Source organism: Tahibacter sp. (assembly GCF_035481375.1).
In the GTDB taxonomy this organism is placed as follows: Bacteria; Pseudomonadota; Gammaproteobacteria; order Xanthomonadales; family Rhodanobacteraceae; genus Tahibacter.
The window spans coordinates 1-21,981 of record NZ_DATIGT010000028.1 but is presented as its reverse complement, the minus strand read 5'-3'; the positions used below and the strand labels follow the sequence as shown (position 1 = coordinate 21,981).

Here is a 21,981-nt window from a genome sequence, read left to right as displayed (position 1 = left end):
AGGCGGCGTCGATCGTCAGCGCGACGGTCAGGCCGGACGTTGCCGTCGCCGTGACGAGGTAGGTCGGTCCGCCGTAGCTCGCGTCGGTCGGCGCGGCAGACGTGAACGTGATGCTCTGCGGCGTCTGGCTGACTGCGAACGACTGCTGCATCTGCGGCGCGGCACTCCAGTTCGCGTTGCCGGCCTGATTCGCATTGACGACACAGGTGCCGGCGCCGATGAACGACACCGTGGAGCCGGCGATCGTACATGTCGCGCTCGCCGAGGCATCGATCGCGAACGCGACCGGCAGACCCGAGGTCGCCGTCGCGGCGACGCTGTACGTCGCGCCGCCGACGACGGCGGCGGCCGGCGCGCTCGACGTGAACGCGATCGTCTGCGAGGCCGCGGCCACCGCGAACGACTGCTGCACCTGCGGCGCGGCATTCCAGTTCGCGTTGCCGGCCTGGTTCGCGTTGACGAGGCAGGTGCCCACGCCGGTGAACGACACGGTCGAACCCGCGATCGTGCAGACCGAGGCGGCCGACGCATCGATCGCGAAACTGACGCTCAGGCCCGAGGTCGCAGTCGCCGCAACGGCATACGTCGCTCCGTTGAATACCGCGCCCGAGGGCGCGGTCGACGTGAAGCTGATCGTCTGGCTGCCCTGTCCGACCGCGAAGGTCTGCTGGACCTGCGGCGCGGCGTTCCAGTTCGCGTTGCCGGCCTGGTTCGCGTTGACGACGCAGGTGCCCGCACCCGTGAACGACACGGTCGAACCTGCGATCGTGCAGACCGATGCCGCCGATGCGTCGATCGTGAAGCCGACCGGCAGACTCGAGGTTGCGGTCGCCGCGGCGGTATACGTCGCTCCGCTCACGACCGCGCCCGCCGGAGCGCTCGACGTGAAGTTGATCGTCTGGCTGCCCTGTCCGACCGCGAAAGTCTGCTGCACCTGCGGCGCGGCGTTCCAGCTCGCGTTGCCGGCCTGGTTCGCGTTGACGACGCAGGTACCCGCGCCCGTGAACGACACGGTCGAACCCGCGATCGTGCAGACCGATGCGGCCGATGCGTCGATCGTCAAACTGACCGGCAGGCCCGAGGTCGCGGTCGCCGCAACCGCATACGTCGCACCGTTGACGACCGCGCCCGCGGGTGCGGTCGAGGTGAAGCTGACGGTCTGGCTGCCCAGCCCGACGGCGAAGCTCTGCTGCGCCTGCGGTGCCGCGGCCCAGTTGGCGTCGCCGGCCTGGCTCGCGTTGATCGTGCAGGTGCCGGGCGCGGTGAACGTGACGCTGCTGCCGGCGAGCGCGCAGACACCGCTCGAGGCCGCATCGATCGCGAGCGTGACCGGCAGGCCCGACGTCGCCGCGGCGGCGACGGCATACGCCGCGCTGCCGACGGCCGCTCCGCTCGGCGCCGTCGTCGAGAACGCGATCATCTGCGTGCCCTGCGCAACGGCCAGGGCATACGTGCGTCCGCCGCCGCAGCCGATCGTGTCGGTCGCGGTGACGGTGATCAGGTAATTGCCGACCTGCGCCGGCGAACCCGCGAGGTTTGCGCTGGACGCGCCGGTCGAGGTGAACGAAAGACCGCTGCCGGCCGGCAGGCCGCTCGTGACGGCGAACGCGAACGGCTGCGCGTTGCCGTTGGACGCGGTGAAGGCCTGGGAATAATTGACGCCGACGGTCGCGCCGGACAGCGTCGTTCCGGGCGTCACGGTCGTCGTCGGACAGGGCGCCGCGGCGACGTCGAACGCGAGCGCGGCGAGAAGCGCGAACGTCGCGCGGTACAGATGGCGATGCATCACGGTGCGCTCCTTACTCGACGCCGAATTGGATCAACGACACCGGCGTCGTGCTGTTCGGCACGACGACGAAATGGTCGAGGTTCAGTGCATAGTCCGACTGCGTCGGCTGCACGCCGGTCTGGCGCAGATAGCCGCGCACCTGCGCGCTCGCGGCCATGATCGGAGCACCGGCCGGCACGAAGCTGTTGTCGGCGATGCGATACCAGGTCGCCGGCGGAACGTTCGCCGCGGTCAGCGCCTGCGACTGCGTGCCGCCGCCGAGGAACCCGGTGCAGCCCGCCCCCGAGAACAGCCGCAGCTCGACCGTCGCAGCCACCGCGCCGTCGAGCGACGCCGCGGACGGCACGTAGAACGCCATGCCGTAGTTGATGAAGTTGATGCTGGTCGGCACCGCGAAATCGAAGCACTGCGCCATGCCCGAGGCCGCGTTCGGCGACGAGGGCGACAGCCGCACGCGCGAAGAACCGGAACTCGGCGCGTTGTCCACGTCCGGCGGCGACTGCCAGACCGGCGCCTCGCCGGCGCCGACCGGATCGGGCGCGGACGACGCGAACGCCGCCCAGGGCGGCAGCTGCGCATCGAGATGCGGATTGGGAACGATCGTCTGCGCGAAGAGCGCGGGTGCGATCGCAGCGAAGACCGCCGCGATCGCGACGGCGCGAACGACTGGTTGCATGAGTTACCCCTGAGTGGCTGAGCATGTAATCGCGGCGCACCGACGCTTTTCCCTCGCCGCACGCACGTAACCGCACCGAGTTTATGCAATGCGTTCGCGGTTTTGCTCGCCATTCGGGACGTTTTTGTCCCCTTGAACGATTTTTTTCGCTGCCCGGAAGCGCGCGTGATAGGCGGCATCAGGGTTTTCCGCTAATGCCTTTTCCGGCGGGTGAAAACCGGCTCCGGATATCCGCTTTGCGCGACCCGGCGCGTAAAGTCCGGCCGCCGGGATGCGCGGCGGCCGCGATCGCGCAGCGAAGGCGCCGGCCGCGACGAACCGCAGTGGCGATCATGGTGTGGGAACGCGTGCTGTTCACGCCGCGCGCGATGGAGCACAAGTGGGCGCTGTTCATCCACGGCGGCACGCTGATCCGCGTGCGTGGCTGGCTGCGTCAGGTGTGCTGCTGGACCGCGGCCCGCCGGCGGACGTGCGCTCGGCCGAAGGCGCCACGCCGCTGATGAACGCGGTCCAGTCCACGCGGCTCGACGCCGTGAATCTTCTGCTCGACCGCGGCGCCGATGCGAACGCGCGCGACGATCGCGGCTTCACGGCGCTGCATCGCGCCGCCGAAATGGGTCTCGTCGACATCGTGCGGCTGTTGCTCGAACGCGGCGCGGAGCCCGGTCCGGAAGCCGCGGGACACACGCCACGCGCGTTCGCGCAGGAGCGCGGCCATGCCGACGTGCTGGCCCTGCTCGACGCTGCCGCGGCCTCGTCGTGAACTGCCGGCGCGCGCCACTGCGAGATTGCGCGCCGCCGGATCACTGATGGTCATCCCCGCCGATGGAGCTGCCGTCATGCCCTTGCCCCCGCACCTGCGCCGCTGCGAACGCTACCTCGATCGCTGCCGCAGCCATCCCGACGAACTGCGCGTACTCGCGATCGGCGATTCCTGGCTGTCGCTGCCGGGCAATCTCTGGGACGGCCGGAACGTCGTGCAATTTCTCAACGACCGCCGGTGGACCGGGGCGAACGGCTCGCGGCCGATGAACGTGCTGAGCTTCGCGCATCCCGGCAAGGAACTGGCCGACATGTCGCGCGATTTCGATCTGCACCAGGGCCTCGGTTTCCTGCAGGAACTCGGCGAGCGCCGCGGCATCACGTTCGGCTTCCAGGCCGTCATCGTCACCGGCGGCGGCAACGACATCCTGCCGTTCCCGGAGCGGTTCATCGGCCCCGGCGCCGACGGCAACGGGACGGTCCTCCAGGCGCGGCTCGCCGCGGCATTGCAGGACATCCGCGAATCCTGGGGCGACCTGCTCGAACTCGCCGCACCGTGGCGCTGCCCCGTCATCGCGCACGGCTACGGCAGCGTCACGCCGACCTTGAAGAGCGGCAAGATCGTGATTCCGTTCAAGGGCATCGGCCCCTGGGTCGGCAAGCACCTGCTCGGCACGCTCGGGCTCCCGGTCGAGCGCGGCCGCGCGCTGATCGGCGAGGTCATCGACCGGCTCAACGACACCATGCGTGCGATTCCCGGACTGTCGTGGTTCGATGCGCGCGACGCCGTCGCGTCGATCCGGCCGTCCGACTGGCACGACGAAATCCACTTTTTCGAACCCGGCTGGGAGATCCTCGCGAAACGCTGGCTCGAAGCGATCGCCGACCACGTCGCCGCGCCCGTCGTGATGACCGCCGCACCGCGCGCCGCGGCGCGCAGGCGCGTCGCCGACCTCACGCCGCAGCGCAAGAACCTGAAGCCGTTCACGAAGGACGCGGTCGCCGAGGCCGTCGCTCGCGATGCGGCGAAGCGGCCGGCGGCGCGCAAGCCGAAGGCCGCGCGACCGGCTGCGCGGAAGAAACCGGCGCGCAAGCGCGGTTGACGGCAGCGCCGCACGTCGGGACTACGCCGGCCTTCCCACGGACCTCGGAACACCTCGTGGTTCGCGGGATGCCGGCCGGCCTGCCCGGCGATTCTCCAAAGTAGTTTTATTGCTTACGCAACATTCGCCTCAGACGGCGCGACTACCCCGTTCCTTGCATTGTTCTCGCGGTGATCCCTGGCCGCAGCGCGATACGTACGTACTGGCGATCCCCATGAAGACACGCTCATGGAGACCACGACCCGCACCGTTCGCCACCCTGAGGACAACGCCATGAATACCCGGATCCGCCTGTCGACCGCCGCCCTGCTGCTCGGCCTGACGCTCTCCCCGTTCGCGACGGCTGACGAAGTCAGCGTCGAAACCAACACCGGCGCGGTGCCCGTGCCGGTCGGCCCGCTCGACGCCGAGTTCATCAGCAAGACGATCAGCGTCCGCGGCGCGCGCACGCTCGTCATCAGCTATTCCGCCGAATGCCAGGTCGAGCGCGGCCATGTCGAATACGACATCGTCGTCAATCGCAGCATCCTCAACGTGACGTCGCGCCAGGTCGCACCGACCAACGACTCGCTGAGCGCACTGTGCTCCAACGACGGCGACACGACCGAGAGCAACCTGCGCGCCAAGACCGTCGGCGCGACCGTCGCCTGCACCGTCACGACGCCGGACAGCTACACCGTGCGCGTGCGCGGCCACGTCGAGTCGCCGAGCCTGCCCGGTCCGGGCGCCGTCGACGACCAGTCGCTCGTGATCGTCGAGCATCCGTTCTCCTCGGGCATCGCGCCGTGCATCTTCGAGCTGCCGGGCACGACGACGTCGGGCGGCTGAGCCGGCGATTGAGTCACCGCAGGCGCAGCGCCGCCGTCGCAGCGGGGCTGCGCCTGCGGCGGACGATCAGCCGCGGCGCGCGGCCTCGATCGTCGCAATGTCGATTTTTTTCATCTGCATCATCGCGTCGAACGCGCGCTTCGCCGCGGCGCGGTCGGGATCGGTGAACGCCGCGGTCAGCGCGCGCGGCGTGATCTGCCACGACAGGCCCCATTTGTCCTTGCACCAGCCGCAGGCGCTTTCCTGGCCGCCGTTGCCGACGATCGCGTTCCAGAGGCGATCGGTTTCCTCCTGATCGTCGGTCGCGACCTGAAACGAAAACGCCTCGTCGGGCTTGAACGCAGGGCCGCCGTTGAGACCGATGCACGGAATGCCCATGACGGTGAACTCGACGGTCAGCACGTCGCCTTCCTTGCCGTCGGGATAGTCGCCGGGCGCACGATGGATCGCGTTCACCGAGCTGTCCGGAAATGTCTGCGCATAGAACCGCGCGGCGTCCTCGGCCGTGCCGTCGTACCAGAGACAGACCGCGTTCTTGGCTACCATCGCGTTCTCCTCGTCTCGGATTATCATCGGCGTCCGCCCGGCGGCACGCGCCGGGCGTTCAAGGATGGAATTGTCGCGAGTTGCGCGTTAAGGGAATCTCTAAGCGTCGGCGTTGCGGCCGTTTCCGCAACACGCCGCGGGCGCCGTCGCTTCACGCCCTCATACGGCCGTCCGGCAGAACAGCAGATTCTGCGTCCAGTCCGGCTGGAACACGAAACCCTTGAACTGCGGCAGATAGTGCAGCCGCGCGTTGACGCCGTCGTTGCGGCAGGTCCAGGCGGCGCCGCCTATCGAGCGTTCGGTCAGATCCCAGGTGTTGGTCGCGTTCGGCTTGAGCACGAAGATGCGGCGATCGGGAATCAGGCTCGCGCCGCTGCCGGTCCACGATCCGCCCGCGATGACGAGGAACTCGTCGCGGTTGGGGTCGTAGGCGAAACCCGGATACTGCGGCCGCGCATTCGTGAGCGCCGTGAATGCCGCGGACGGATTGATCCCGAGCGTGATCTGCGCGTTGCCGTCGATCGGAATGCGTCCGATGCTCCACCCGCTGCCGGCGCCCTGGCTGTCGCCCCACTGCAGCGTGACGACCTGCCGCCGGCTGCTGTCGTAGGCGCCCGGAAACCGCACGCTGATGCCGCTGCTGGCCACCGGCGCCATCCAGGTGCGCGTCGCCGGGTCGTAGCGCCGCAGGGTCGATGTCCAGACGCGGCCGTTGGCGTCGACGCACAGCGCATAGTCGCTCGCGCCGCCGGGACTGGCCGGATGCACGCCGCGGCCGGCCCAGCCCGACGCGTCGGTGAGATTCGGCGGCGAGTTCAGCGCAAACGCGTCGTTGAAACCCTGCGGCGCCTGCGTCAGATCGTGCGCGCCGGGCCAGGTGTAGCGCGGGTTGAGGCGCAGCACCGCATCGATTGCGGGGATATATTGCAGCGAATGGTACAAGTGCATCGGCGACGGCTTGCCGTCGATTTCGTAGCCCCAGGTCGAAACCGGATTCGGCGTCGGGTTCGCGGTCGCCGTCTGGCGCAGCACCCAGGCCGGCGCATCCTGCGACAGGCGGATCGACGCGACCGCGTTGTTCGACGAGTCCTGATGGCCGCCTGCGGCCGCAACGACGAGCGTGCTGTCGCTCGCACGCACCGCGAATCCGCCGAACACCGGCAGCGGCCCGAGCGTCAGCGCGGTGCCCGGGATCTCGATCCAGGTGTCGAGCGGCGCGCCGGCGAGCCAGGCCGGCATCTGCGCCGCGCCCGTGGCCGGTGCGACCGACCAGACCGGCGCCACGTTCAGCGCGTTGACGAACGCGTTCCAGTTCGTCGCGCCGGTCATGCGCTGGTACGCCGCGAGCGCGCCGCTGACGCCGAAGCGCACGGCATAGGCGATCGCCGGCTGCAGGTTGCCCCACATCGCGCGTTCGCCCGGCATGATCTCGCCGCAGAGCGTGCCTTCGGTACTGCCGAGCCAGCCGTTCGGCGCGCTCGCCGTCGTCAGCGCCGCGGGCAGCGCGGCATAGGCCTCCGACCAGTTGGCGAACCACGGCCCCGCGCCGGTCTGGTAGTTCGGCAGCACCGCGTTGCTGATGCGCAGCACGTAAGGATCGCCGTTGATGTACCAGAAGCCCGACGCAACGCCGAGCCGGCCGACGATGCTGCGCGCGGTCCAGGCGAAGAAGCCCGCGAGCCGGTCGCGATGCGCGTCGGACATCGGCGCCTGCAGCGCGATCGCATAGCCGGTGGCCGCGGTGAAGAAGTCCTGCTGCCACGGCGGCACGACCGCCGTGCCGCCGTTGCCGTAGGTCGCGGCGGACTGGATGAAGCCGAACGGATTGTTCGGCTGCGCGATATAGGTGTCGTAGAGGTTGTCGACGTTGTACTGCATGACCGTGCGGAACTCCGTCGCGAGCGTCGCGTCGACATCGGGCGTCAGCGCGGCCGCCTGCGCCAGCGTGCGCCACTGCCACGCGGCCGCGCGCGTCTGCCAGGCGCCGACCTCGGGTTTGACGAGCCCCTTCGCACCGTCGCGCAGCGCCGCGACGGAGCCCTTGCCGAGATGGTTCGCCGTTGCCGCAAATTGCATTTCTTCCAGAAAATACCAGCGCCCGGTGACGACATACGCCATGAAGCCGACCGACGGGCTGTGCGCGCAGTCCCAGGTCCGCGGCGCGGCGCCGCTCGGCGTCGGCGTGTACGAGCCGCTGGCGCCGTTGTCGTGGAATCCGCTGCCGTTGGAAATGCCGAGCGTCGGATGGCTCGTGAAGCGGATCGGCCGGTTCGTGGTTTCGTCGCGGTAGTGGATCGGATAGCGCCCCGCGCTGAAGCCGTTGCGCACGACCGCCGCATACGCCACGCCGGGGCTCGTCAGATACAGCACGTCGTGCTGCGGCAGCAGGCCGATCGGCTCCTGGTAGCCCGACGCGGTCATGCCGTCGCCGTCGAACGTGAACGAACCCTGCTGCAGCGGAACGTAGGCGGCGGGCAGCGCCGAGACGACGGGCGCGTTCGCCGCGACGTTCGCGCGATAGGTCGGCACGAGTTCGCTGGCCATCAGATAGGCCGCGTCATGCTGCACGGAAATCTGCGGATCGCCGGCGAGCCAGTGCGACAGCGCGGCGCCCGACACCAGCGGCGTGCGGCAGTGGTGCGGCAGCGTGACGGCCGCGCTGAAGCGCTGCGTGCCACCGAGTGTAAAGGTGAACGTTGCGGCCTTGCTCGCCGGCGCGGCGACCTTGAGATAGCCGTTCTCGATCCACGGCAGCACGTCGACCGCGCCGCCGGCATACAGCCGCACTTCGAGCCACGCGACGAGATGCGGATCGCTGCCGACGGCCTTGCGGTAGATCCACGACGACATCAGCGGTCCGCTGATCCAGGCCGACTGGCCCGACTCGAACGCGAACGGCGCCGCCCAGTCGCTGCCCGACCACGACACCGTGCCATAGGCGCCGCAGGCGATGCTCGCCGTGACGCCGGTCGCCTGCAGATCGGCCAGCGTCAGCGCCGTACCCGATCCGGCGCTGCCGGCGGACAGTTGCACGAATGTCGGCGCGGCGTTCACGGCGCCGCGCCAGACCAACTGCGCGAACTTCAGCGAACCGTCGGGCCAGTAGTTGCGCGGCGTCACCTGCAGCGCACCCTGGTTCGCCGTCACGCTGCTGCCGGCCGGCACGTCGCCGCGGCGGAACGCGAATCCGAGCGCGACCGGTGCCTGCGCCTGCGCGCCCGGCGCGCGCACGCTGAAACCCATGCGGCCGCCCGGCGCCGGCTCGAAGCCGTCGGCGAACACGCGATCGCTGCCTTCGGGCGCGGCGAGCGCCTGCGCGATCGCGCTCGACAGCGGACACGCCGCGAGCCCTGCGCCGACGAGCATCGCCTTGAGCAGCGAGCGCCGATCGAGGTCGGCAGGCTCGCCGGTCGCGTCGCGTCGTGTGGTTGCGCTTGCCGGTTCCGATTGCATGGGCTGCTCCTTGAGAATGAACGTGGATGACGGCGACGCAGCGGGCTCGCGTGCGAACCGCGCGCAACGCGTATTCGTCGCCGGAATGTTCCTGCGATGCGCGACGCCGGTCGCGCATCGGTGCCGAACGCTGCGTGAGCGGTGTCCGGAGCACTGTGATGCGCTGCGCAGCGACGATGCCGGCTGCACCGGCGGTAGGAAAAAGCGTGCTGCGCGGTTCTGCGCCGCGCTGCAGATCGGTCTGCGCAAAAAGGGACTACAGACGCTCGGGCGCCGCGCATCCCTACCGCATCGCTCGCACGAGATTCGCCGCAGCGCCGGCCGCGTCCGACGTGCGAGACCGCGATCGGAAAAACGGCGCGAGAATCGAAGCGTATTGCGTCATCGCGCCGGGGTCCGGATCACCGCGTCACGGCGCCGCACCCCAAGCGCCTCTTCGGCCGGAGCGGAACGCCGGGAACTCCTTCGCTTCGTCGGTGGCGGCGCAATGCGCTTCGCTTACTGCGCTCTACGTCGTGCGTTTCGCGACGCGATCGAGGTATGCGCAGAACATGTCGGCCATCGCGTCGGAAAAGCGCGCGATCTCCGCCGGCTTGCGCGGGCGCTCGGAGAACTCCTTGCCGGCGGTCTTCAGCGTCGTCGTAACCAGTTCGCCGGCCAGCGTGCGCGCCGCGTCCGACGTATCCGGCAGTGTTTCCCGCAGAAAGTCCTGCATTGCGCGCGATCCCGACACGCGCGCCGCCTGCGCTTCGGGCGCATCGCGGTACAGCGGCGCGGCGTCGTTGAGCGCGCCGCGCATCGACGCCTCGTCGCATTCGGAACGGATGAACGCATGAACCAGCCGTCGCAGCCGTTCCTGTGGCGCGAATCGCGAGTCCTCGAGAATGCCGCGCAGCAGATCGCTGGTCTGCTTCCACTCGTCGCTCTGAAGGCGAAACAGGATCGCCGCCTTGTTGGGGAAGTACTGATACACCGAGCCGACGCTGACGCCGGCCTTCTCCGCGACGCGCGCGGTCGTGAAGCGGGTCGCTCCCTCCTTCGCCAAAACCTGAACCGCGGCTTCGAGAATGATCGCGACGAGTTCGGTCGAGCGCGCCTGTTTCGGCTGTTTTCGCTGGGAAATACGCGGTTTTCGACGGTCGGTCATGGAGGCCTCCGGAATGCGAATTGGAAACGCGACGAATTCGTCACATTCTAATCCGGCCTTGCAACCCTGCATCGACCGGAGACAGAAATGACCACGTTGACCACCGCACCGCTGGACCGCCTGCTCGACCGCCTGTTCGACGAAGACGCCGCGGCGTCGCCCGCGAACAACCCCGTGTTCGCCGACATGACGCCGGAACAGCACATGCGGCTCATGCACAACCGGACCGAGTACCTCGACATCTACACGCAGCTCAAGGACTTTCCGCTCGCCGTGTCGCGCGAGACTGCCGCCCTGCTCTACCTCCTCGCGCGCAGCAGCCGTGCGCGGAGCATCGTCGAGTTCGGCACTTCCATCGGTATCTCGACGCTGTATCTCGCAGCCGCCTTGCGCGACAACGGCGGCGGCCGTCTCATCACGAGCGAGTTCGAGCCGGGCAAGGTCGCGAAAGCCCGCGCGAACCTCGTCGCCGGCGGTCTCGCCGATCTCGTGGAAATCCGCGAAGGCGATGCGCTCGTGACGCTGAGCACCGACCTTCCCGAAACGATCGACCTGCTGCTGCTCGACGGCGCGAAGGCGCTCTATACCGACGTCCTGCGTCTCGTCGAAAGCCGCCTTCGCCCCGGAGCGCTGGTCGTTGCGGACAACGCCGACTACAGCCCGGACTATCTCGCGCACGTGCGCGCGGCGGGAAATGGCTACCTGTCCATTCCGTTCGGGCCTGACGTGGAGGTCTCGATGCGGGCCGGGTAGTTCCCTATCGCGTCGTTCCGCTTGCCGTTTGCTTGACGGACCGCCCGTGCCACCCTCCCCGCGAAGGGGAGGACTGGTTTCGGCGCGCAGCGAGACGACGCGCTTTGATTGCCGTTTCACCACCCCGCTCTTACGACTCCCGATTCCCGGCTCTCGCTACTCAAACCCGCTGGCAAACAGCCGATCGTCCGCAAAATACGGCCGCAGCCAGTACATCTGCGGCCGGTCGACGGTGTAGTTGTTCGTGGGTTCGAGCGTGAAGATGTAGTCGCCCCATTGCGGGCCGGCCGCCCACCAGCTCCAGCCGAGCCAGACATCGCCGTTGTTCTCGATGTATCCCAGTGCATTCGTGACGGCGGTGCGGCAGTCGGTGTTGTTGCCGCCGGCGAATTCGCCGAGGAAGCCGCGCTTGCCGCGCTCGCGCAGCCATTGCGTGACCGCGGCGAGCTGCGCGGCGCCGTTGCTCGCGTTGCACCACGACGACTGGCCGGAGAAGTCGCCGTCGAAATACTGGTGCAGCTCGTAGGCGTAGTGGTTCTGCGGATCGACGATGCCGCCCATGACCGAACCGTTCGGCGTGCCGTACCAGTTCTGCAGCCAGCTGTGCGCGCCGGTCCAGGCATTGCCCGGCACGAGGATCCACTGCTGCGCACCCGCGTTGCGGATGCCGGCGATGCCCGCGTTCGCCGCGAGCAGCCAGTCTTCGGTCGGCATGCTGTTCGGCTCGTTCATGAGGCCGAAGATCACGTGCGGCTCGTCGCGGAACGCGGTCGCGAGCCGGTTCCAGAAATCCGTGAACGCGGCGCGCGGCACGGCGCCGCTGCCGATCACGTTGCCGTTGTAGCGCGCGTAGTTGTGCGGATCGAGAATCACCGAGAGACCGGCCGTGCGCGCCGCGGCGACGACGGTGCGCAATGCCGACAGCTGGGTTGCGTCGAGCGGCGCGTTGAGCGCCGGCTGCAGGCGCTCCCAGCGGAACGGCACGCGTACGATGTTCATGCCGGCAGCGCGGAAATAGTTCATCTCGGCCGCGTTAGGCCAGAACGTTCCGCTGTCGAATTCGGCACCGGCGAGATTGACGCCGGTCCATTCCACGGCGGCGATCGCGGGCGTGCCCGCACAGGCGAGCGCGGCCGCGAATGCGGCACCGGCCATCTTTTCCTTTTTCAGCATCGGCAGCTCCCGTTGATCGCAGCGATGGTACGGGGCGGGACGAACGCCTGTTGGGATAGGTGCCGCAAAGCGGCGACGCGCCCGACCGGACGCGGCGGTCGCCGTTGCGCATCGCCTGGATGCTGTCGCGCGTAGGCAACCGTGCCGGAGTCAACGGGCGCGTTCCACGTGGCCGTCACGGGTGGCATCCTGGGCCAGCCGCCGGACTACGGCAGCTTCGGACTACGGCACCTTCGCGCTCAGCGGCCGGCGCGGCAGACCTCTCCCGCTCTCTCGATCGCGGCCGTGCGTCGCGTCAGAGATTGCGGACATACGTGGCCTTCGGTCCGCCGGCCGGTCCGCGTTCCTCGAGACCAAACACGCCGGCGCGCGTGCGCAGCAGATCGCTGAGCTTGCGCTTGCCGTAGAGGCGCGGGTCGAAATCCGGCTGCACTTTCGTCAGGTAGTTGCCGACCGCGCCGAGATTCGCCCAGCCGTGTTCGTCGGACGATTCCTCGATCGCGCGCTGCAGCAGGTCCACGGGCAACGCCGGCACGGCCGGTTCGGCTTCCTTCGCCGGCGGTGTTTCTTTCGCCGTCGTCTTTGCCGGAGGCTTCGCAGCCGACGGCGCGCCCTTGGCCGGCTTCGCCTTCGCCGGCGAGGCGGGCTTCGCGGCGGACTTCGGAGGTGTCGCCCGCACGCGCAGCAATTCCGTGTAGATGAACTTGTCGCAGGCCTGGATGAACGGATCCGGCGTCTTCTTCTCGCCGAAGCCGTAGACGGTCTGGCCGCCTTCGCGCAGCCGCTGCGCGAGCCGCGTGAAATCCGAATCGCTGGAAACGAGACAGAACCCGTCGTAGCGGCCCGTATACAGGATGTCCATCGCGTCGATGATCATCGCGCTGTCGGTCGCATTCTTGCCGCTGGTATAGGCGAACTGCTGGATCGGCGTGATCGAGTGCCGCAGCAGCGCCTTCTTCCACTGCGTCATGAGCGTCGACGTGAAGTCGCCGTAGATGCGCTTGACGCTCGCCGTGCCGTACTTGGCCACTTCGGCCAGCAGCGCATCGATGACGCCGGGCTCGGCGTTGTCGGCGTCGATGAGTACGGCCAGCCGCTTCTGCTCGTCCATGGATCGTCTCCTGCGGGAATCGGGGAATCGGAGGAATCGTATAGGCAAAAGCACAACAATCGCGCCGAAAGCCGGAATGTCGCCCTCGCGATTCCCAGTTCCCGATCCCCGGCTATGTCGCCGATACCCCATCCGCCGGCACCGCCTTCGTCAGATCCACGCCACGGCGCTTCGCCCACTCCACGAGATTGTCGGGCCGATATTCCGGCTTCGCCTGGCAGCGCCTGAACACGCTCGCATCGATGAACTCGTTGATCGGCATCGAGCGGCCGTTCCTCACGACGCGCTCGTCGGCGCCGATCGGGCGGTAGAAGCGCCGCCCGAAGCGGATGACGCGATACAGGCCGCGCATGAACTTCGCGTACGAATCGACGGGTTCGATGTCGAAATCCGCATCGGTCGGCGCGAACGTCGTATCGAAGGCGAGCCCGAGTCCGGCCGCCTTGCGCTGCAGCCAGGCCAGCGGGAAACGGCACAGGGTGTCGTCCGTGTAACCGCCGCCGACGTTCGAATGCGCGCCGACGAACCAGCGCTGTTCGACACGCTCGACCGGAATCGCCGATGACGGATTGCGATCGGCCGCGTCCGGCGTGAATCGCGTCCACAGCGTCGGCGCGTACGCGCCGCGGTGTTCGTCGATCGCCATCGCGTGGAACGCATGCCGGTACAGCACGCTCATCTGCGTGCTGTGGAAATAGAAATCCTTCGGACCGAACCACGGCGCCTCGGTCCACGGCACGCCGAGCGCGCCGACCGTGTCCCAGACCCCGATCATCATGATCTCGACGCGCCGTGACGAGTCGATCAGCGCCTGTTCCTCGGCCGTCGGCACATAGCCCTTGTGCTCCTGCCGGAACAGGATGTCCTGCAGCGCCGGCAGTTCCTTGCCGCGCTTGTAGCGCGCATAGATCGCCTCGGTGTCCATCGTCGTGCTGCCGCGGCGGCGCAGGCCGCACTTGGCGACCAGTCCCGCAACGCTGCGCGCCGTGAACGCACCGCGGCTGAATCCGAAAATATAGATCTCGTCGCCGTCGTCGTAGTTGTCGACGAGCCAGTCGTAGCCCTTCATCACGATGCCGGACAGCCCGTAGCCGACCGCGCCGCCGCGCACGCGTTCGGTCCACTTCGTACCGACGCCGGCCAGGTATTTCGTCCGCTGCTCGACGCCGCCCGGGCCGACCGCCGAAACCTGCTCGTGCAGCGTGTGGACGTTGGTGCTGTCCACGGGGTCGTTCCAGGTGCCGTCCAGAAACAGTGCGAGTCGTTTCACGGCCAGTCTCCTCCCCCGTCAGTCCGGTTCATGTCGAAAACCGCGGCGATGCCGCGATCGCCATCTTTCCACAAATCAGCACCGCCGGCGGCGTCTTCCGGTCGGGCAACTGGACAGTGGCTCCAGCGGCTTTCTTCTCTCATGCGCACGCGCGGGTCCGCTCCCGCAACGACCGCCCCGGGGTGACTTCCGGCAGCCTTGATTATCGTTTTTCGATATGGATAGTATCGTTCCACGATAAATCTGAGCCCGCCATGACCCGTACCAGCGCTCAAGCCCTTGCCCTCGCCCGCCCGGTCATCCGACTGCTGGTCGTGCTCAACGCCTTGTATGCGCTCGCGATCTTCGGGCTGCTCGTCTGGAGCTTCTTCATCGACGGCTGGCCGCAGCGGCCGCTGGGGTTCGACATGGTCAACGCGCACCCGCTGGTCGGCCATGGCCTGCGCGCGATCGTGATTCTCGGCGTGGCCGGCGCGGCGATCGTGCACACGATCCTGCGGCAGCTGCTCGCGATCGTCGACACGGTGCGCGTCGGCGATCCGTTCATCCTCGACAACGCGCGGCGGCTCGATGCGATCGCCTGGCGCGTGATGTCGCTCGAACTGCTGCGGCTCGTCATCGCCGGCATCGCGGCGGTGGTCTGGAAACCCGGACAGATCGAGGCGTTCTCGTTCGCGCCGTGGCTCGCGGTACTGCTGCTGTTCGTGCTGTCCGGCGTGTTCGCACGCGGCGCGCAGATGCGCGCCGACCTCGAAGGCACGGTGTGACATGGCGATCCTCGTCCGCCTCGACAAAAAACTGTACGAGCGCCGCATGACGCTGACGGAGCTCGCCGCGCGCGTCGACATCACGGTCGCGAACCTGTCGATCCTGAAGACGGGCAAGGCCAAGGCGATCCGCTTTTCGACGCTCGAAGCGATCTGCGTCGCGCTCGACTGCCAGCCGGGCGACCTGCTCGAGTTCCACGCCGACGCCGACGGCCGCGTTGCCGCGGGCACCGACGACGGAGACGACGCATGAACGGCATCACCGCCCTGCATGTCGCCGGCGGCGCGATCGCACTCGCCGCCGGCAGCGTGGCGATCCTCGTGCGCAAGGGCCGCGGGATGCATGCCGCCGCGGGCACCGGGTTCTGTCTCGCGATGTTCGTGCTCGGCCTGACTGCATCGTTGCTCGCGCCGTTGAAATCGCCGCCGGAATCGCCGGTCGGCGGCATCGTGGTCTGTTATTTCGTCGCGACCGCGTGGATGGCGGCGCGCCGGCGCAGCGGCGCGCCGGGACCGATCGAGAACGTCGCCTGCGCATTCGCCGTCGCGATCGGCGCGGCGATCATCGGCCGCGGCTTCGCGCTTGCGTTCGCGCCGCCGGGACAGTTCGCCGGACCGCCGGGGCCCGGCGCGCTGTTCGCGCTCGGCGGCGTCTGCCTGTTCGCGGGACTGCTCGATCTGCGCTGGATCCTGCGACGCACGCAGTCCGCGACGCAGCGCATCTCGCGTCATCTCTGGCGCATGTGCTTTGCGTTCTTCATGGCGACCGGCTCGTTTTTCTCGGACAGCAGGACGTGCTGCCGGCCGCGATGCGCGGCTCGCCGATGCTGTTCGTACTCGCGTTCGCGCCGTTCGCCGCGATGCTGTTCTGGCTGCTGCGCGTGCGCTACGCGCGCACTGCACCGCGCCCCTGCCGCCCCGCTCTGCCTGTCGAGGAATGACCATGGACCTGTTTCGCGCTTTTCGTTCCGACCCGCTGCGCCATGAAGGCGTGCGCCCGTTCCAGATCTGGGGCCTGCGCGCGTTCTATCTGCTGATGCTGCTGTTCGTCGCGCCGACGGCCTGGCGCGTGCTGCTGTCGCACCAGGGCGAGTGGGCGCCGCTGTCGGCGGTCGCGTGGTCGGTCTGGGCCACCTATCCGGCGCTCGCGCTGTTCGGGCTGATCCATCCGCTGCGCTGGCTGCCGCTGATGCTCTTCACGCTCGGCTACAAGGCGATCTGGCTCGCGTTCGTCGCCGTGCCGCTGTGGCGCGCAGGCACGATGGAAGGCTCGTCCGCGCAGTCGGTCGCCGAATCCTTCTTGGCGATGCCGCTGCTCGCGCTGTTCATTCCCTGGGGCTATGTGTGGCGCACGTACGTGCTCGGCGCACGCCCCGCAGCGGCGCCGGTCGCCGTCGCCGAGGGAGGTCGCGCATGAACGCCGAACACCGGCTCGCGATCGTGTCGCTGATCGCGCGCATGGCGCCGTCCCGACAGCCAAAGAACGCGCCGACGTCGCTTCGCTCCGGTCGAAGCAAGGAAGCGTCGATTGCGTTGCGCGCATCGGCGAGCGAGTCGGCTTCGCGATGGATTCGGCGCAATGCCCTCCGGTTATTGCGCCCTACGTCGAGGCTTCGCCGCACCGGCGCCGCCGCCGTCACGACCGGTGGATACTGTTGTCGAATCAAGTCCCGTGAAGCGAAGGATCAAAGGGCTTGCCGGATTTGATAACCCCGAAGGCGACTCGAGCGAGCTTTCGCATCATGCGCCGATGATGAGCATCTTGGGTTCGCGCGTCGCGTACACTGCGTCGCGTCTTTTACGCGTTGCTCCTACATGCCGCCTGCCTCGCCGCCGCCCGCCCTGACCGATCTGCTGCACGCCTGGAAGGGCGGCGAAGGCGCCGCGTTCCACCGCGTCGTCGATCTCGCCTACGAACAGCTCAAGCAGATCGCCGTGCAGCGGCTGCGCCATCGCAGCCAGGCGGTCACGCTGACGCCGACCGAGCTGCTGCACGACGCGCTGCTGCGCATCGCCGATGCGCCGCGCGACTGGAAGAACCGCGCGCATTTCTTCGCGAGCATGTCGCTGTTCATCCGCTCCACGCTCGTCGATCACGCGCGCGCACGCGCTGCGGCCAAGCGCAGCGACGGTGCCGGCGACGTCACGCTGTCGTTCGTCGACGCCGGCGAACCATCGATGGCCGCGGAACTCCTCGCGTTCGACCAGGCGCTGCGCCGGCTCGAAGCGCTCGATCCGCGCGGCGCCGAGGTGCTGCACCTGACGTATTTCGCGGGCCTCGATCGCGAGCAGATCGCCGCGGTGCTCGGCGTGTCCCTGTCCTCGGTCGACCGCGATCTGCGTTTCACGCGCGCGTGGCTGCGCGAGGAACTGGAACTTGGACGCTGAGCGCCATGCGCGCGTGAAAACGCCGTTCGGCCGCGTCGCCGACCTGCCGGCGGAACGGCACGGCGCGTACGACGTCTACGGCATCGGCCGCATCCTGCAGGCGTTGCTCGAAAGAGCGGCGATGTGCAGGAAATCGATGGAGGACAGCGGCTAGCCCGCTGGACTGGGCCGAGGCCGGCATCGATCTCGGCGCGCTCGCGGGACAGGCCGCCGTGCCGCGCTGGCGCGAAGGCAGCGACACGCATGGGTGGGGATGGGTTTCAGCTCGGCGCCAAACCGCACCCGCCCCCCCCATGCGGCATCGGAGACTCTCCGCAGCGGCGCTCACGCCAGCTGCATCGTCATCTTCCCGTACAGGCGCTCGGCCGGAATGTTCTTGCGCGCGCATTCCTCGAGCATCTTGCCGGTCTCGGTGATCTGCACCGAGTTCTCGTCGTAGTCGAGGCCCATGAAGTACTTGTACCAGGGCTCCATGCCGAGCGCGTAGAGGAACAGGTGCGAGGGCTTGAAGATCTCGGCGATGTTGTTCGCCTGCACGAAGTTCGAGCCGTTGAGGCGGCGCGACTCCTTGATCTTCTTGCTGACGAGCTTCGTATGCAGTGCGCCGTAGAGCCACGTGTACGGCGCGCCGACGCATTCCATGCCGATCGCCATGACGTCGACTTCGCCGAGGTCGCGGCCGATGTGGCGGTACATGGCCGGGTCGAGGTTCGACGAGTCCGCGCCGAGGAAGATCTTCTTGTCGAGCAGTTCGAAGTACCACGCGGTCTTCGAGCGCACGTTGAGATCGCCGTGCTCGCCGAGGAACGGCACGCTGACGATGCGGCCGCCGGGCACGAGGATCTCGTCGAGGTCGTCCATCTCGATCACGTCGAACTTGAACTGCTTGAGCAGCAGGCGCAGCGACGGGTCGGACAGCGTGCCGCCGTTGTTCTTCGGCACGAGGATCTTGCTGGTCTTGTAGCGCAGCTGCAGCAGCGACTCGAGATTCGCATGGTCCTGGTGGTTGTGCGTGATGCAGATGTAGTCGATGCGCTCGGGCAGCTGGCTGAAGCTGATCACGTCGTCGGCGAAGTCCGGGCCGCGCGAAGCGATGACCGGATCGATGACGATCGCGACGTCGGGCGTCTGCACGAGGAAGCCCGCGTGGCCGAGGTACTGCAGGCGCACGCCTTCGGCCACCGGCTCGTGACGGTGCGCCGGCGGCGTCGTCGTGAACAGGTCGCGGTACGGCAGCCCGCCGGAGGTCTGGCGGCCGGCGAACAGCGCGTCGAGCCGGTCGGCCGCGATCGGCGTTTCGCGCGCGCGGAACAGCTCGTCGAGGATCGGATCGTTGTAGTCGGTATTGAGCTGCAGGTTCGTCGCATCCGGCAGGCGCGGCGTGCTCAGCACGAACGGACGGCCGCCGACCTTGTCGACGAGGCCGAACGAGACGTTCTGCAGCGAGCGCTTGTAGTACGGACTCTTGTACAACAGGCTTTCGAGCAGACGGTACGAGGGATTGTGTTCGAGGTCCATGAAGATCTCGACATAGCCCTTCAGCGGCTCGGGTACCTTGTCATAGAGATATTCGATCGACTCGCCGGTCGTGTGCGTGCGCAGCAGCTCGTCGAGCTCGCGCACGGCGTCCGACAGCGCGACGAGGTCGGCGTGCTCGGTGTCGATGCGGTCGATCAGCGCCTTGATGTCGGCGACCTGGTCTTCCTTGCAGTCGAGGAACTCGGCGCCGGCCATGCCGGGCTGGTGCACGGCCATGATGTGCAATTTATAGTTCTTTACGAAAGAACTCATGATGCGCCGGTGCGTGTTGACCATGTGGCGGGCGCCGGTCACGGGCGGCAGCAGGTACGGCCAGGCGTACCACTGGTTCAGCAGAGGCTCGAAGTAGACGTCTTCGCGCAGGTAGAGTTGTTCGCTTTCGTTGCCCATGACGTAATCCTTGGTTGATGCGATGCCGGCCTGCATGCCGGCCTCTTGCGATGAAGGGAGAAATTCAGGGAACTTCCAAAAAGCCGCCGTTCCGGCGTTGTTCGAATCGGCGCATGACTGCGCCGCGGAAACGTCGACGTTTTTCGACGTTCCCTTCAGGCCGCCGCGGCGAGCTGCCGGACCACGAGGTCGGTCAGCAGCTCGACATGGCTGTGGATGAAGAAGTGACCGCCGGGAATCTGCTCGAAGCGCGCCTCGGATTCGAGCTGCTGCTGCCACGAGCGGATCTGCACTTCCTCGATCTCATCCTGCGCGCCGTAGAAGATGCTCGTCGGCACCGACAGCTTGCGCCGGCGTCCGAACGCATAGTTCTCCGCGAGCGAGAAATCGGCGCGCAGGCCCGGCAGGAACAGGTCGAGCAGGTCGCGGTTGCGCAGCACTTCCGGCGGCGTGCCGCTCAGCGATTCGAGCATGCCGATGAACTCGTCGTCGCTCATCGCCGAATACGGCCGGTCGATCACGCGCGTCCACGGCGCCGGGCTCGCCGACAGGAACAGATGCTGCGGCAGCGGCAGGCCGCGCTCCTGCAGCACGCAGCTCAGCTCGAACGCGACGAGCGCGCCGTTGCTGTGGCCGAAGAAACTGAACGGCCGGTCGAACAGCAGCGGCTCGATGTCGGCGAGCAGTGCCGCGACGAGTTCGCGCAGCGTCGAATACGGCGTTTCGAGCACGCGGCTGCCCTTGCCCGGCGCCTGGATGCCGATCAGTTCGATCGACGGCGGCAGGCGGTCGGCCCAGGCGCGGAACACCTGTGCGTTGCCGCCCGCATACGGAAAGCAGAACAGCCGCTGCGTGGGGCGGCGCGAGCTGGAGTGCGTGACGATCCAGGGATTCTTTACAGGCGTGAGGTTTTTCATGGCACAGCCTCGATGAGTCAGGACGAACGCGGCGCGGCGCTGCCGTTTGCCGGAGCGGCCCTGTCCGCTCCGTGCAGCCGCGCCATGCCGACCAATACCTGCCGATTGCCCGCGAACGATTCGCGCCCATGCGAGAACAGCATGTTGTCGAGCAGCAGCAGGTCGTTGCGCTGCCAGTCGAAGCGGATCGTGTTGCGCTCGTAGACCTCGCGGATCGTCGCGAGCGTCGGCGCTTCGATCGGCGCGCCGTCGCCGTAGTAGGTGTTGCGCGGCAGGTGCTCCTCGGGCATCACGCTGAGCAGGCTGTCGCGCACCTGCGGCTCGAGATTGCTCACGTGGAACAGGTGCGCCTGGTTGAACCAGACCGTGTCCGCCGTGACCGGATGCGTCGCGCTGGCCTGGTTGATCTGGTGCGTGCGCAGGTGCCGGTCGTCGAGCCATTCGTAACTGAGGTCGTTCGCCGCGCAGAATTCCTCGACGTCGGCCTTTTCCGTGGTCTGGAACACTTCGCTCCACGGAATGTCGAGATCGCTGTAGTTGCGCACGTAGAGCACGCCCCGGTCCTCGAAGCGCTGCCGCAGCGTGTCGGGCAGATCCGCATAGACCCGGCGGCTGTCGCAGATCGGCGTCGCGCCGCCCTGCGCCGACGGCATCGTGCAGAGGAACCCGATGCGCATGGCCCAGCGGTTCGTGTACGAATTCTCGTTGTGCTGCGGAATGATCTGGTCCGGGTGATATTCCGTCGCCGTATACACATTGCCGCGCAGTTCCGTGCGCGGCGTCGAGCGGTACGTGTACTGGATCAGTTCCTCGCCGAACAGCGTCGCGAGCGTCGCGCCGAACTGCTGGCTGCCGGCGAACTTGAGTCCGCGTATCAGCAGCGCGCCGTTGTCCTGCACGAGACGCTCGACGTGCTCGCGGTTCTTCTGCGCCCAGTCGGTCACCTTCAGATTGCCCGTGTCCACCTCGAGCAGCAGCTTCGTCCCCTGGACGTCCTTGAGATCGCCGCCGCCGATGTTTGCCAGATCCGTCATTTGCCAGTCCTCCACAAATCCCCGATACGTCCGCGGCGGCGCCGCGGATTCCGTCGTCAGTCGAAACGCAGCGCCACGGCCGGTTCCTGCAGAACGGCGCGGCGCGTAGAAATGAACACGGCGCTGAGCACGAGCGCCGTCACGATGGCCGCCACGAGCAGGCCGATGAAGGTCAGTGCGATCACGCCGACCCCGGCGAACTGCGAGACCACATAGAGCACGAGCACCGAGATCGCGCCGCTGACGAGGAGGCCCACCGTCAGCTGGCGGCCGCCCTGGCGCAGGAACAGCGCGATGATGCTGCCGTCGCTCGCGCCGATCGCGCGGCGCAGGCC

Annotated in this window: 24 protein-coding genes; 12 read left to right on the top strand and 12 right to left on the bottom strand. The window is 67.9% G+C overall.

Annotated features, from left to right (window positions below; translation table 11 throughout):
* Positions 1-1,789 (bottom strand): hypothetical protein (locus VLF18_RS01965; RefSeq protein ID WP_325277935.1); only part of this gene is annotated, 1,789 nt, incomplete at its 3' end.
* A gap of 10 nt (positions 1,790-1,799) precedes the next feature.
* Entirely contained in the window at positions 1,800-2,465 is a 666-nt protein-coding gene (locus VLF18_RS01960) for a hypothetical protein (RefSeq protein ID WP_325277934.1), read from the bottom strand.
* Positions 2,466-2,797: 332 nt separating this feature from the next.
* On the opposite strand from VLF18_RS01960, the gene VLF18_RS01955 reads away from it, so the two are divergent.
* From VLF18_RS01955 to VLF18_RS01940, 4 genes are all read left to right on the top strand, one after another.
* A complete protein-coding gene (locus tag VLF18_RS01955) occupies positions 2,798-2,965 on the top strand; it encodes a hypothetical protein (protein WP_325277933.1) in 168 nt (55 codons plus the stop codon).
* Positions 2,965-3,228 carry an ankyrin repeat domain-containing protein gene (locus tag VLF18_RS01950; RefSeq protein WP_325277932.1) on the top strand — a complete coding sequence of 88 codons (264 nt, stop codon included), beginning with the start codon at positions 2,965-2,967 and terminating at the stop codon, positions 3,226-3,228. The genes VLF18_RS01955 and VLF18_RS01950 overlap by 1 nt, the downstream gene beginning before the upstream one ends.
* Positions 3,229-3,304: 76 nt before the next feature.
* Complete coding sequence (locus VLF18_RS01945) at positions 3,305-4,330, top strand: hypothetical protein (protein ID WP_325277931.1); 1,026 nt, start codon at positions 3,305-3,307, stop codon at positions 4,328-4,330.
* Between the two features lie 273 nt (positions 4,331-4,603).
* The gene (locus tag VLF18_RS01940) at positions 4,604-5,158 is read left to right on the top strand and encodes a hypothetical protein (protein WP_325277930.1); all 555 of its coding nucleotides are present in this window, start codon (positions 4,604-4,606) and stop codon (positions 5,156-5,158) included.
* Positions 5,159-5,224: 66 nt separating this feature from the next.
* Here VLF18_RS01940 and VLF18_RS01935 read toward each other — a convergent pair whose 3' ends face one another.
* From VLF18_RS01935 to VLF18_RS01925, 3 genes are all read right to left on the bottom strand, one after another.
* On the bottom strand, positions 5,225-5,704 hold the full coding sequence (locus VLF18_RS01935) for a VOC family protein (protein ID WP_325277929.1): 480 nt from the start codon (positions 5,702-5,704) through the stop codon (positions 5,225-5,227).
* A 159-nt stretch (positions 5,705-5,863) separates the two neighbouring features.
* Positions 5,864-9,157 (bottom strand): hypothetical protein, encoded by a 3,294-nt coding sequence (locus VLF18_RS01930; RefSeq protein WP_325277928.1) that lies wholly within the window; start codon positions 9,155-9,157, stop codon positions 5,864-5,866.
* Between the two features lie 508 nt (positions 9,158-9,665).
* Positions 9,666-10,508: a TetR family transcriptional regulator gene (locus VLF18_RS01925; RefSeq protein ID WP_325277927.1), complete on the bottom strand. Its 843-nt coding sequence runs from the start codon at positions 10,506-10,508 to the stop codon at positions 9,666-9,668.
* Between VLF18_RS01925 and VLF18_RS01920 the strand changes: the two genes are divergently transcribed.
* Positions 10,509-11,057 carry an O-methyltransferase gene (locus VLF18_RS01920; protein ID WP_325277926.1) on the top strand — a complete coding sequence of 183 codons (549 nt, stop codon included), beginning with the start codon at positions 10,509-10,511 and terminating at the stop codon, positions 11,055-11,057.
* 156 nt (positions 11,058-11,213) lie between these two features.
* On the opposite strand, the gene VLF18_RS01915 is transcribed toward VLF18_RS01920, so the two are convergent.
* The 3 genes from VLF18_RS01915 to VLF18_RS01905 all read right to left on the bottom strand — a co-directional run bounded on the left by VLF18_RS01915 (position 11,214) and on the right by VLF18_RS01905 (position 14,611).
* A complete protein-coding gene (locus VLF18_RS01915; protein ID WP_325277925.1) occupies positions 11,214-12,230 on the bottom strand; it encodes a glycoside hydrolase family 5 protein in 1,017 nt (338 codons plus the stop codon).
* 295 nt (positions 12,231-12,525) lie between these two features.
* Positions 12,526-13,341 (bottom strand): NYN domain-containing protein, encoded by an 816-nt coding sequence (locus tag VLF18_RS01910; RefSeq protein WP_325277924.1) that lies wholly within the window; start codon positions 13,339-13,341, stop codon positions 12,526-12,528.
* 112 nt (positions 13,342-13,453) lie between these two features.
* Positions 13,454-14,611 (bottom strand): DUF2235 domain-containing protein, encoded by a 1,158-nt coding sequence (locus VLF18_RS01905; protein WP_325277923.1) that lies wholly within the window; start codon positions 14,609-14,611, stop codon positions 13,454-13,456.
* A gap of 254 nt (positions 14,612-14,865) precedes the next feature.
* Here VLF18_RS01905 and VLF18_RS01900 point away from each other — a divergent pair, with 254 nt between their 5' ends.
* The 7 genes from VLF18_RS01900 (at position 14,866) to VLF18_RS01870 (ending at position 17,920) form a co-directional block, all read left to right on the top strand.
* Positions 14,866-15,378 carry a DUF2975 domain-containing protein gene (locus tag VLF18_RS01900; RefSeq protein ID WP_325277922.1) on the top strand — a complete coding sequence of 171 codons (513 nt, stop codon included), beginning with the start codon at positions 14,866-14,868 and terminating at the stop codon, positions 15,376-15,378.
* A gap of 1 nt (position 15,379) precedes the next feature.
* A complete protein-coding gene (locus tag VLF18_RS01895; protein ID WP_325277921.1) occupies positions 15,380-15,631 on the top strand; it encodes a helix-turn-helix transcriptional regulator in 252 nt (83 codons plus the stop codon).
* Complete coding sequence (locus VLF18_RS01890; protein WP_325277920.1) at positions 15,628-16,365, top strand: hypothetical protein; 738 nt, start codon at positions 15,628-15,630, stop codon at positions 16,363-16,365. Before VLF18_RS01895 ends, VLF18_RS01890 begins: the two co-directional genes overlap by 4 nt.
* Positions 16,322-16,795: a hypothetical protein gene (locus VLF18_RS01885; protein WP_325277919.1), complete on the top strand. Its 474-nt coding sequence runs from the start codon at positions 16,322-16,324 to the stop codon at positions 16,793-16,795. The genes VLF18_RS01890 and VLF18_RS01885 overlap by 44 nt, the downstream gene beginning before the upstream one ends.
* Positions 16,792-17,085 carry a hypothetical protein gene (locus tag VLF18_RS01880; protein WP_325277918.1) on the top strand — a complete coding sequence of 98 codons (294 nt, stop codon included), beginning with the start codon at positions 16,792-16,794 and terminating at the stop codon, positions 17,083-17,085. The genes VLF18_RS01885 and VLF18_RS01880 overlap by 4 nt, the downstream gene beginning before the upstream one ends.
* Before the next feature lie 108 nt (positions 17,086-17,193).
* Positions 17,194-17,766 (top strand): ECF-type sigma factor, encoded by a 573-nt coding sequence (locus VLF18_RS01875; RefSeq protein ID WP_325277917.1) that lies wholly within the window; start codon positions 17,194-17,196, stop codon positions 17,764-17,766.
* Positions 17,756-17,920 carry a hypothetical protein gene (locus tag VLF18_RS01870; protein WP_325277916.1) on the top strand — a complete coding sequence of 55 codons (165 nt, stop codon included), beginning with the start codon at positions 17,756-17,758 and terminating at the stop codon, positions 17,918-17,920. Before VLF18_RS01875 ends, VLF18_RS01870 begins: the two co-directional genes overlap by 11 nt.
* Before the next feature lie 170 nt (positions 17,921-18,090).
* On the opposite strand, the gene VLF18_RS01865 is transcribed toward VLF18_RS01870, so the two are convergent.
* The 4 genes from VLF18_RS01865 to VLF18_RS01850 all read right to left on the bottom strand — a co-directional run.
* Positions 18,091-19,695 (bottom strand): MBL fold metallo-hydrolase, encoded by a 1,605-nt coding sequence (locus VLF18_RS01865; RefSeq protein WP_325277915.1) that lies wholly within the window; start codon positions 19,693-19,695, stop codon positions 18,091-18,093.
* A 155-nt stretch (positions 19,696-19,850) separates the two neighbouring features.
* Positions 19,851-20,612, bottom strand: coding sequence for a thioesterase II family protein (locus VLF18_RS01860; RefSeq protein ID WP_325277914.1), 762 nt, complete (start codon positions 20,610-20,612; stop codon positions 19,851-19,853).
* 17 nt (positions 20,613-20,629) lie between these two features.
* Complete coding sequence (locus VLF18_RS01855) at positions 20,630-21,646, bottom strand: TauD/TfdA family dioxygenase (protein ID WP_325277913.1); 1,017 nt, start codon at positions 21,644-21,646, stop codon at positions 20,630-20,632.
* Positions 21,647-21,702: 56 nt separating this feature from the next.
* The coding region (locus VLF18_RS01850; RefSeq protein WP_414717173.1) for an ABC transporter permease at positions 21,703-21,981 on the bottom strand (279 nt) is incomplete at its 5' end.